The organism is Mycolicibacterium arseniciresistens, from assembly GCF_030519285.1.
GTDB lineage: Bacteria > Actinomycetota > Actinomycetes > Mycobacteriales > Mycobacteriaceae > Mycobacterium > Mycobacterium arseniciresistens.
On sequence record NZ_JAUMSQ010000316.1, the window covers coordinates 1 to 9,459 of the forward strand.

Sequence of the window (9,459 nt, forward strand, 5' to 3'; positions counted from 1 at the left end):
GGCGCGTCGAACCCGGTGCGCGACGCCGCCCTGGTCGGGCTGACGCCGCGCGGAGTGACGGTGCGGTCCAACCGCGGGGTGGCGGGCATCGACGGCACGGTGTCGACGGCCATCGGCGCCGCGCTGGCGCACGAGCAGACCGGACGCGGCGACGAGGTGCCGCGGACGATCGCCCTGCTCGGCGACCTGACGTTCGTGCACGACAGTTCCGGCCTGCTCATCGGGCCCACCGAGCCCACGCCGCGGGACCTGACGATCGTGGTGTCCAACGACAACGGCGGCGGCATCTTCGAACTCCTCGAGCAGGGCGACCCGCGGTTCTCCGACGTGTCGGCGCGCGTCTTCGGCACCCCGCACGACGTCGACGTCGGCGCGCTGTGCCGGGCGTACCACGTGGACAGCCGCCAGATCGAGGTCGACGACCTGGCCGAGGTGCTCGACGAACCGCACGACGGGATGCGGGTGCTGGAGGTGAAGGCCGACCGGTCGTCGTTGCGGGCGCTGCACGCGTCGATCAGGGCCGCCCTGTGACGCTGCCCCCAGCGCTGCACCGTCTGATCGAGCGGCTGAAAGTGTTGTGGCGCATCGCGATTCCACACCTGTACGGCGACGGCACCGAGACCCGCGCCGAGCGGGTGATCCGGCGGGTCCGCATCGGAGTGGTGATCGCCGCCTGCCTGGTCACGCTGCAGTCGACGTTGATGGTGCTCGGCGCGTGGCGCAACGACCGGCAGATCGAGCGGAACATGGGTGTCGCCGAGGCGAACGTCCTCAGCGCGGGCCCGCGCCGGTCGACCATCGAGTTCGTCACACCCGACCGGGTGACCTACCGTCCCGAGCTCGGTGTGCTGTACCCGTCGGAGCTGGAGGCGGGCATGCGGATCTACGTCGAGTACGACGTGAACAACCCCGACCTGGTCCGGGTGCAGGACCGCGACGCGTCGCTGTCCATCATCCCGGCCGGCTCGATCGCGGTCGTCGGCTGGCTGGCGGCCGGGGCGGCGCTGCTGGGGCTGGCATACCTGCAGAAACGGCTGCACGTGGAGCAGGCCGGCGAGGCCCGCCCCGAAGTGGCGGATCAGCCGCGCGTCGGCTGACCGCGGCGCCTCGAGCGGACGATCGCACCGGCGGTCAGCGCGACGACGACGACGAACCCGTTGACGACCACCAGCGCGATCAGCACCAGCCCGGTGATGTCGCCCCGGTCGCGGTGCCGGTAGATCACCTCCTGGAACGGGGTGTCCGCCGACGCCTGATTGAACACGTAGTCGCCGTCGATCGCGGACGGATCGTCGATGGTGTTCTTCCACCGGGTGAGGAACGCCGTCTCGCCCGCGTATTCGGCGAGCGCGGGCGGCAGCGCCTCGATCCGGCCGGCGAAGGCGAGCGACGGGTCGTTGCCGGCCACGGGGACCTCTGACGGGTCCATCCGGTGATCGGCCAGCACGGTCAGGTCGACGGTCTGGGGCGTCGTCGCCGACTGCGACAACCGCATCGGGTACACCACCTCGTCGGAGCGGAACGACAGCCGCAGCGGCTGCAGGTCACCGGTCAGCGACTCGCCGGCGGCGCCAGGAACCAGCTGCACCGCCACGATCTCCCAGCCGTCCCGCACATAGGGCGCAAGGTTGCGGTCCAGGCCTGGCGGATGCGGAAATCCCCGGCCCGCAAGCCAATCGGCCAGGGCGGCCGGATCGCCTGCGGTCAGCCGCGTCACGTCGAACGGTCCGATGCGCTGCCGGGCGAGCACGCTGACACCGGTCGGGGCCTGCGCGCCGGCGGTGTCGGGCGCCTCGCTCGCGAAGCCCTTCATCCAGTCGAACGTGGGCCACCACGAGTCGCGGTACTCGATGCGCGGCGCGGTGAGCAGGTCGATCTCGTCGAACACCTCCGGCTCGCCGAGGGTGACCCGCGCCGCCGACGGCACCGGCATCACCCAGGCCGCGGACGCCGAACTGCCTTGCACGTCGAAGGACATCAGCACGTCCTCGCTGGTGCCGTCCCAGGCGACCAGCGCGCGCTCGTCGGTGACGGCCGGACCCTCCTGCGCGGGGATGTAGGCGCCGCAGCCGCAGGCCCGCGCAGGCGCGGCCACGCCGGCGGACAGCGCCAGCACGCACGTCGCGAGCACCACGGCGGCCGACCGCATCATGGGCGTCATCGTATTGCCCGCGTGCCGTTTGGCCGCTCCCTTCGCGGGTATCGCGACCCGTCGACGGCATCGGAAGGGAACGGGCGATGAGTGCACTGGACACCGCGAAGAAGCAGGCGGCCGAGGTGGCCGGGAAGCTGGCCGACCAGCTGCCGCAACGAACGGCCACGCAGTCGGTGACGATCGCCGTCCCGCTGGAGCGCGTCGAGCAGTTCTGGCGCAACCCCGGCGAGCTCTCGGTGGTGCTCGGCGACGTCGGCGAGGTCGAGGTCACCGGCCCCGACCGGTACCGGTGGCGGCTGCAGGCCGGCCCGGTGAAGACGACGTGGGAATCGCGGCTGCAGAAGGACATCGCCGGTGTCCGGTTCGTCGGCACCGACGACGACCGCAACGAGCTCGTCGTCACCTATCGCGAGGCGCCCCGCGGCCTGGGAACCGAGGTGACCGTGCACGCGAAGAGTCCGGCCCCCGGCCTGCTCACCGGCGCACTGGCGTTCAAGGTGCTCTACCGGGTGCGGGCGCTGCTGCAGACCGGTGAGGTGCCGACCATCCGATCCAATCCGAGCGCGCGCGACTCCGCGCGCTGACGAAAGGCCAACCATGCGTGCACTGTGCTGGAACGGCGTCAACAACCTGTCGGTAGAGACCGTCGACGACCCGGAACTGCTCAACCCCCACGACGTGATCCTCGCGGTGAAGCTGACCACCACCTGCGGCTCGGACCTGCACTTCATCGACGGCTACCTGCTGGGGATGCGGGAAGGCGACGTGTTCGGCCACGAATTCATGGGTGAGGTCATCGAGACCGGTCGCGAGGTGACCAAGATCAAGGTCGGCGACCGGGTGGTGGTGCCGTCGTTCATCGGATGCGACCGGTGCTGGTACTGCGAGCACGAGCTGTACGCCTGCTGCGACACCACCAACCCGAATGCCGAACTGCAGCAACCGGTGCTGGGCTATCCGTCCGGCGGAATCTACGGCTACACCTACGAATTCGGCGGCTACGCCGGATCGCACGCCCAGTACATCCGGGTGCCGTTCGGTGACACCAACTGCTTCCCGATACCCGGCGACGTCACCGACGAGCAGGCGTTGTTCCTCTCCGACGCGGTCCCGACCGGGTTCATGGGCGCCGACTTCTGCGACGTCTCCGGCGGCGACACCGTCGCGGTGTGGGGTGCGGGTGGCGTCGGGTTGATGGCGGCCCGCAGCTCGCTGCTGCTTGGCGCCGAGCGGGCGATCGTGATCGACCGCTATCCCGAACGACTGGCGCTGGCGCGCGACGGCTTCGGCCTCGAGACGATCGACTACAGCTCCGTCGACAGCGTGCAGGAGATGCTGCGCGAGATGACCGGTGGCCGCGGACCCGACGCGTGCATCGACGCGGTGGGCATGGAGGGCCACAGCACGGGTGTGCAGCAGGTCTACGACCGCGCCAAGCAGCTGCTGCGGATGGAGACCGACCGGGCGAGCGCGCTGCGTCAGGCGATCCTGGCCTGCCGCAAGGGCGGCGTCGTCTCGGTGCTCGGCGTCTACGGGCTCACCGACAAGTTCCCGATGGGTGTGCTGACCAACAAGGGGCTGACGCTCAAGACATCTCAGCAGCACGGGCAGCGATACATGAAGCGGCTGTTCGACTACGTCGAGCAGGGCGACCTCGACCCGGCCAAGCTGATCACCCACGACCTGCCGCTCGAAGAGGGCGTGCGGGCCTATGACATGTTCAAGAACAAGCAGGACAACTGCATCCGGGTCGCGCTGCGGCCGTGATGCTCACACCGAGGACAGCAGCTTCGCCAGCCAGTTGTCGTCGTAGATGTCGAGCTTCTCGTCGTTGACGAGGTCGTACACCGTGGGTGTGCCCGCGTCGAGCGGGTCGATCTCCCAGAGGAATTCGGTGTTCAGCGCGGTCATCTCCGCGGTGTCGACGGCCTCGCTGCCGGCGGAGATCTCGCCGGCCCGCTCGTCGCCGATGCCGCTGTCGGTCGCGAGCTTCGCCAGGGCGGCGTTCGACGGCGCCTCCGGTGAATCCTGTTGCGCCCAGAGCTGTTCGACGAAGTTCTGGAAGTCGGGGGCCGACGTGCCGGGTCCGGCGGCCAGGAACATCGCGTTGCTCACCCGGGCGCTGTGGTCGTTGCCGTCCTGGTCGAAGAACGTCACCGGCCGGTAGGTCACCGCCAGCTGGCCCATGTCGACGTACCGCTCGAAGTCGGCGCCGAAGTCGGCCTGCAGGTCCGCGCAGTGCGGACACTGCGGCTCGGTGAACACCTCGATGCGCACCGGCGCCTCGGGAAAGCCGATCACGATGCCGTAGCCGTCCTCGGTGACGGCGGTCCCCGGCTCGACGGGATCACGCTGGGCGGCGCCGGCGATGTCGCGGCTGCAGCCGGCGGTGGACAGCAGCAGCACCGCCAGCCCGAGCGCCACCATTTTCCTGCTCGCGGTCATGGAGGCGACGGTACCGCGCACTCGACTTCGGGCGATCCCGGGTTTTCGTGTCGCGTATGCCTGCACGCAACCTGCGGGAAAGCGCACGCTGAAACGATCACGACGTGCGCGTTGCTATCGTCGCCGAGTCCTTTCTGCCGAACGTCAACGGTGTCACCAACTCCGTGCTTCGGGTGGTCGAGCACCTCCGCCGCACCGGACACGAGGTGCTCATCATCGCCCCCGACACCCCGCGCGGCGAACCGCCCGCCGACCGGGTGCACGACGGCGTCCGGGTACACCGGGTGCCGTCGCGGATGTTCCCGAAGATCAACTCACTCCCGCTGGGCATGCCGCGGCCCCGGATCGTCCAGGTGCTGCGCGGCTTCGATCCCGACGTGGTGCACCTGGCGTCGCCGGCGCTGCTCGGGTGGGGCGGCGTGCACGCGGCCCGCTATCTCGGGGTGCCGACGGTCGCGGTGTTCCAGACCGACGTCGCCGGCTTCGCCGAGAGCTACGGCGTCGGCGTGCTTTCGCGGGCGTCCTGGGCGTGGACCCGCAGGCTGCACAGCAAGGCCGACCGCACGCTGGCGCCGTCGACCTCGGCGATGGAGAACCTGGCCGCGCACCGGATCCCGCGGGTGCACCGCTGGGCCCGCGGCGTCGACATCACCGGCTTCGCGCCGTCGGCTCGCGACAACGCCCTGCGGCAGCGGTGGTCGCCGGACGGCAGGCCGGTCGTCGGTTTCGTCGGCCGGCTGGCGCCTGAGAAGCACGTCGAGCGCCTGGCGGTACTGGCCGCCCGCGACGATCTGCAACTCGTCGTCGTCGGCGACGGCGTCGACCGCGCGAAACTGCAGGCGGTGCTGCCGTCGGCGGTGTTCACCGGGGCGTTGTACGGCCAGGAGCTGGCGACCGCCTACGCCAGCATGGATGTGTTCGTCCACCCCGGGGAGCACGAGACGTTCTGCCAGGCGGTGCAGGAGGCGATGGCCTCGGGCCTGCCGGTCGTCGCGCCCGATGCGGGCGGTCCGCGCGACCTCGTCGCGCCCTACCGCACCGGCCTGCTGCTGCCCGTCGCCGAGTTCGAGGCCAAACTCGCCGACTCGGTCGACCACCTAATTGCCGAGCGGCAGCGCTACTCGGTGGCCGCCCGCCGCAGTGTGCTGGGCCGTACCTGGCCCGCCATCTGTGACGAACTGCTCGGGCACTACGAAGCGGTGCAGGGCCTGCGCCGCCTGAAAGCCGCCTGACCGCCGAGACGCTCGAGTGTGAACCACACGACGAAATCCGGGCTAAAACGTCGTCACGTTCACACTCGGGGCAACCTCAGCCGCCGGCTTCGACCGCGACTGGCTGCCACTCCTCCCACGTCGCGAGGCGGCTCTCGTAGTCGGCCCTGGCCAGCTGCAGCGGCAGCTCGCCGAAGAACACCCGCAGCGGCGGCTTCTCGGCGTCGACGATCTTGAGCACCGCGGCGGCCGACGCCTTCGGGTCGCCGGACTTCGCTGTGCGCTTGCTGCGGGCGGCGTCGGCTTGGGCGTGCGCCTCCTCGTAGGCGGGCAGCGGGGTCGCGCGCTTGGCCGACGAACCGGCCCAATCGGTGTCGAAGCCGCCCGGTTCGATGAGGGTGACGTGGATGCCGAACGACTCGACCTCCTGCGCCAGCGCCTGCGAGAACCCCTCCAGCGCCCACTTCGACGCGTGGTAGATGCCGACGTTCTGGAACGCCGTGATCCCGCCGATCGACGACACCTGCAGGATGTGGCCGCTGCGTTGGGCCCGCAGATAGGGGAGCGCCGCCTGGGTGATCCACAGTGCGCCGAAGACGTTCGTCTCGATCTGGTCGCGCGCTTCCTGCTCGGACAGCTCCTCGACGAAGCCGAACTGGCCGTAGCCGGCGTTGTTGACCACGATGTCGAGCCGCCCGAAGTGGTCGTGGGCCTGCTTGACGGCCGCGAAGTCGGCGTCGCGGTCGGTGACGTCGAGGCGGATCGGCAGCAGCGCGTCGCCGTACCTCTCGACCAGGTCGTCGAGCGTCGAGGTGTCGCGGGCGGTGGCGGCCACCCGGTCGCCTCGATCGAGGGCGGCGATCGTCCATTCGCGCCCGAAGCCGCGCGACGTCCCGGTGATGAACCAGACTATTGCACTCATGTCGCCGTATAAGCGCCGTCGCGGCGCCACCATTCCCGGCGGCCACCGACGCACAGGTAGCGTCGGCATCGTGAGCCGGGCGTCGTTGGAGAAGAATCCGCACGAGGTGGCGTCGATGTTCGACGGCGTCGCCCGCCGCTACGACCTGACCAACACGGTGCTCTCCCTGGGGCAGGACCGGTTCTGGCGCCGGGCCACCCGCGCGGCGCTGCAGATCGGCCCCGGTGACAAGGTGCTCGACCTGGCCGCGGGCACCGCCGTCTCGACCGTCGAGCTCGCGGCGTCCGGCGCGTGGTGTGTGGCGGCGGACTTCTCGGTCGGCATGCTGGGCGCCGGTGCGCGCCGCGACGTCCCCAAGGTGGCAGGCGACGCCACCCGGCTGCCGTTCGACGACGGCGTGTTCGACGCGGTCACCATCAGCTTCGGGCTGCGCAACGTCGTCGACCACGCCGCGGGGCTCCGCGAGATGGCGCGGGTGACGCGGCCGGGCGGGCGACTGGTGGTGTGCGAGTTCTCCACTCCGACATACGGGCCGTTCGCGACGCTGTACAAGGAGTATCTGATGCAGGCGCTGCCGAGGATGGCCCGCACGGTGTCGTCGAACCCGGACGCCTACGTCTACCTCGCCGAGTCGATCCGGGCCTGGCCCGACCAGCCCGCGCTGGCTCAGCGGATCGAGGACAACGGGTGGTCACAGGTGCGGTGGCGCAACCTCAGCGGCGGCATCGTCGCACTGCACGCCGCGGTCAAACCTGGTACTTAGCCCGGCTTCTCAGCCGAGCGGGCCGCCGGTGCCCTGCGGCAGGATCGGCGTGTCAGGGTGGCCCTGGCGCGGCGGCGTGGTGTCGCGCTCGCTGATCGGTTCGCACTTCCCGACGTAGGTGACGTCCCCGCACGGACCCATCGGTTTCGCGGCGATGGGGGCGCTGAGGCCGAGCGCCATCACGGCTGATGCGGTGGCGACCCAGAGCAGGCGGGCCGGCCTGTGCGATGCGATCATTCGCGGATCTCCTCGCTGTCAGAGTGAACAACCCGCGTGGACTCCAGAGTAGTCCCGTCTCGGGCCCGGCGGGATAGCATTCACGCGTCCATCCGGGCAACGAGGAGATCGGCGATGCAGACGTTCTGGCGCTACGTCCAGATCCAGCTCGTGGTGTTCGTGTTCGGCATCGTCGGGCCGATCTTCCTGGTTCTGTTCTTCACCACACGGCCCGATCCGACGATGAAGTGGGCCTACTGGGCGGGCCTGATCATCGTCTTCTTCGAGGTGCTGATCGCGCTGGGGCTGACCAAGCAGAGCATGACCGGGCAGAAGCCGAAATTGTCCACCGCGCAACTCATCGAGCAGGCCAGCGCACGGCGCAGGAGCGCCTCGCGCGATTCCGACGAGGAGTTCAGCTCGTCAGAGTGACCGCGGCGTCACTCGCAGAAGAAGCAGCGGGCGGTCACGGCGGGCAGCGCCGTGTGGCAGACGGGGCAGACCTCGACGCGCCGCTCCTCGGGCGTGCGGGTCTTCCTCGGCGGCGCACTGTCGATCGGCGGCGGAGGCTTCGGCAGCTCGTGTTCGACAACGGCCATGCCGTCGAACGTAACCGGCTGAGCTGAATGGCAGGCGACGGCCCGGCAGCGGAAAGACGTCCGCAGCAAACATTTCCGGCCAATGGTCAGCTGAACGGCTTGCGCGCGTCCAATTTCCGCGACGTGAACCCGCCGGCCCGCCACACCCGCGCGATCCGGTCCTCGTCCTCGTCGGTCACGAGATTGCCCATCACCCGTACCGCGATCCGCATCAGCGTCGTCGACCGCATCGCCACCGGACCGGCCAGGGGCAGGAAGCGCGGCAGCGTCAACATCAGCGCCAGCCGCCGCGCCACCGAGAATCCGCGCGCGTAGTGCTCCTGCAGCACCGCCGGCCACACCGTCGACAGGTCCGCCGCACCGAGGAGCTCGGCGGCCAGCCGGCCGGTCTCCAGGCCGTAGTCGATGCCCTCGCCGTTGAGCGGGTTGACGCAGGCGGCGGCGTCGCCGATGAGCATCCAGTTGGGTCCGGCGACGCCCGAGACCGCTCCGCCCATCGGCAGCAGGGCGGACAGCGGCGCGCGTGGCTCGCCGTCGAAGCCCCACTCCTCGCGGCGCAGCGAGGTGTAGTACGACATCAGCGGCCGCAACGCCGCGTCGGAGGGCCTCTTCGCGGTGGCCAGCGCGCCGACGCCGATGTTCACCTCGCCGTTGCCGAGCGGGAAGATCCACCCGTAGCCCGGCAGCACCTTGCCCTCCGGTGAGCGCAGTTCCAGGTGCGAGGTGATCCACGGCTCGTGGCTGCGCGGGCTCGCGAGGTATCCCCGCACGGCGACGCCGTACACCGTCTCCTGATGCCACTGCCTGCCCAGCACGCGGCCGAGGGTGGACCGGGCTCCGTCGGCGACGATCAGGGTGCCCACGCCGACCTCGTCGCCGTTGTCGAGCACCACCGCCTCGACGGCGCCCGACGAAGCATGGCGCACCGCAACGGCTTTCACGCCGAGTAGCATCTTCGCGCCGTCGTCGGCGGCGACCGACCGGATGCGGTCGTCGAGTTCGGTGCGCGCCACCGCGCTGCCGGTGGGCGGGAACGACGGGCCGGGCCACGGCACCTGGACGTCGGCGCCGAAGCCGGACATCCGCAGCCCGCGGTGCCGGATCCGGCCGTCCAGCCAGGGCCCGAGGCCCAGCCGTTCCAGCTCGGC

The 9,459-nt window shown here is 70.3% G+C and carries 12 protein-coding genes and 1 pseudogene; 7 read left to right on the forward strand and 6 right to left on the reverse strand.

Going from position 1 to position 9,459, the window contains the following annotated elements; all coding sequences use genetic code 11:
* Together Q2100_RS26920 and Q2100_RS26925 are read left to right on the forward strand one after the other, a co-directional pair.
* A pseudogene (locus tag Q2100_RS26920) lies at positions 1-531 on the forward strand (thiamine pyrophosphate-dependent enzyme); the annotation flags it as partial.
* Positions 528-1,097 carry a DUF3592 domain-containing protein gene (locus Q2100_RS26925; protein ID WP_302916522.1) on the forward strand — a complete coding sequence of 190 codons (570 nt, stop codon included), beginning with the start codon at positions 528-530 and terminating at the stop codon, positions 1,095-1,097. The pseudogene Q2100_RS26920 and the gene Q2100_RS26925, both read left to right, overlap by 4 nt.
* On the opposite strand, the gene Q2100_RS26930 is transcribed toward Q2100_RS26925, so the two are convergent.
* Positions 1,079-2,152, reverse strand: coding sequence for a DUF2330 domain-containing protein (locus tag Q2100_RS26930; protein WP_302916523.1), 1,074 nt, complete (start codon positions 2,150-2,152; stop codon positions 1,079-1,081). The genes Q2100_RS26925 and Q2100_RS26930 overlap by 19 nt on opposite strands.
* A gap of 86 nt (positions 2,153-2,238) precedes the next feature.
* Here Q2100_RS26930 and Q2100_RS26935 point away from each other — a divergent pair, with 86 nt between their 5' ends.
* Positions 2,239-2,739 carry an SRPBCC family protein gene (locus Q2100_RS26935; protein WP_302916524.1) on the forward strand — a complete coding sequence of 167 codons (501 nt, stop codon included), beginning with the start codon at positions 2,239-2,241 and terminating at the stop codon, positions 2,737-2,739.
* 13 nt (positions 2,740-2,752) lie between these two features.
* Entirely contained in the window at positions 2,753-3,922 is a 1,170-nt protein-coding gene (locus Q2100_RS26940; protein ID WP_302916525.1) for a zinc-dependent alcohol dehydrogenase, read from the forward strand.
* Between the two features lie 3 nt (positions 3,923-3,925).
* Here the strand turns inward: Q2100_RS26940 and Q2100_RS26945 are convergent, their stop codons facing one another.
* Positions 3,926-4,600, reverse strand: a complete 675-nt coding sequence (locus tag Q2100_RS26945) for a DsbA family protein (RefSeq protein WP_302916526.1) — start codon at positions 4,598-4,600, stop codon at positions 3,926-3,928.
* A 104-nt stretch (positions 4,601-4,704) separates the two neighbouring features.
* On the opposite strand from Q2100_RS26945, the gene Q2100_RS26950 reads away from it, so the two are divergent.
* A complete protein-coding gene (locus Q2100_RS26950; RefSeq protein WP_302916527.1) occupies positions 4,705-5,832 on the forward strand; it encodes a glycosyltransferase family 4 protein in 1,128 nt (375 codons plus the stop codon).
* A gap of 76 nt (positions 5,833-5,908) precedes the next feature.
* Here the strand turns inward: Q2100_RS26950 and Q2100_RS26955 are convergent, their stop codons facing one another.
* Positions 5,909-6,733, reverse strand: a complete 825-nt coding sequence (locus Q2100_RS26955; protein ID WP_302916528.1) for an SDR family oxidoreductase — start codon at positions 6,731-6,733, stop codon at positions 5,909-5,911.
* A 70-nt stretch (positions 6,734-6,803) separates the two neighbouring features.
* On the opposite strand from Q2100_RS26955, the gene Q2100_RS26960 reads away from it, so the two are divergent.
* Positions 6,804-7,496 carry a demethylmenaquinone methyltransferase gene (locus Q2100_RS26960; protein ID WP_264016062.1) on the forward strand — a complete coding sequence of 231 codons (693 nt, stop codon included), beginning with the start codon at positions 6,804-6,806 and terminating at the stop codon, positions 7,494-7,496.
* 9 nt (positions 7,497-7,505) lie between these two features.
* On the opposite strand, the gene Q2100_RS26965 is transcribed toward Q2100_RS26960, so the two are convergent.
* Positions 7,506-7,733, reverse strand: coding sequence for a hypothetical protein (locus Q2100_RS26965; RefSeq protein ID WP_302916529.1), 228 nt, complete (start codon positions 7,731-7,733; stop codon positions 7,506-7,508).
* Positions 7,734-7,847: 114 nt separating this feature from the next.
* Here Q2100_RS26965 and Q2100_RS26970 point away from each other — a divergent pair, with 114 nt between their 5' ends.
* Positions 7,848-8,144, forward strand: coding sequence for a hypothetical protein (locus Q2100_RS26970; protein WP_302916530.1), 297 nt, complete (start codon positions 7,848-7,850; stop codon positions 8,142-8,144).
* 8 nt (positions 8,145-8,152) lie between these two features.
* Here Q2100_RS26970 and Q2100_RS26975 read toward each other — a convergent pair whose 3' ends face one another.
* Positions 8,153-8,311 (reverse strand): hypothetical protein, encoded by a 159-nt coding sequence (locus tag Q2100_RS26975; RefSeq protein WP_264016059.1) that lies wholly within the window; start codon positions 8,309-8,311, stop codon positions 8,153-8,155.
* 86 nt (positions 8,312-8,397) lie between these two features.
* On the reverse strand, positions 8,398-9,459 hold a 1,062-nt coding region (locus Q2100_RS26980; RefSeq protein ID WP_302916531.1), incomplete at its 5' end, for an NAD(P)/FAD-dependent oxidoreductase.

Coding starts and splice junctions, on each gene's coding strand:
- Q2100_RS26930 (WP_302916523.1), bottom strand. CDS start 2,152: ATGATGCGGTCGGCCGCCGTGGTGCTCGCGACGTGCGTGCTGGCGCTG.
- Q2100_RS26935 (WP_302916524.1), top strand. CDS start 2,239: ATGAGTGCACTGGACACCGCGAAGAAGCAGGCGGCCGAGGTGGCCGGG.
- Q2100_RS26940 (WP_302916525.1), top strand. CDS start 2,753: ATGCGTGCACTGTGCTGGAACGGCGTCAACAACCTGTCGGTAGAGACC.
- Q2100_RS26945 (WP_302916526.1), bottom strand. CDS start 4,600: ATGACCGCGAGCAGGAAAATGGTGGCGCTCGGGCTGGCGGTGCTGCTG.
- Q2100_RS26955 (WP_302916528.1), bottom strand. CDS start 6,733: ATGAGTGCAATAGTCTGGTTCATCACCGGGACGTCGCGCGGCTTCGGG.
- Q2100_RS26965 (WP_302916529.1), bottom strand. CDS start 7,733: ATGATCGCATCGCACAGGCCGGCCCGCCTGCTCTGGGTCGCCACCGCA.
- Q2100_RS26970 (WP_302916530.1), top strand. CDS start 7,848: ATGCAGACGTTCTGGCGCTACGTCCAGATCCAGCTCGTGGTGTTCGTG.
- Q2100_RS26975 (WP_264016059.1), bottom strand. CDS start 8,311: ATGGCCGTTGTCGAACACGAGCTGCCGAAGCCTCCGCCGCCGATCGAC.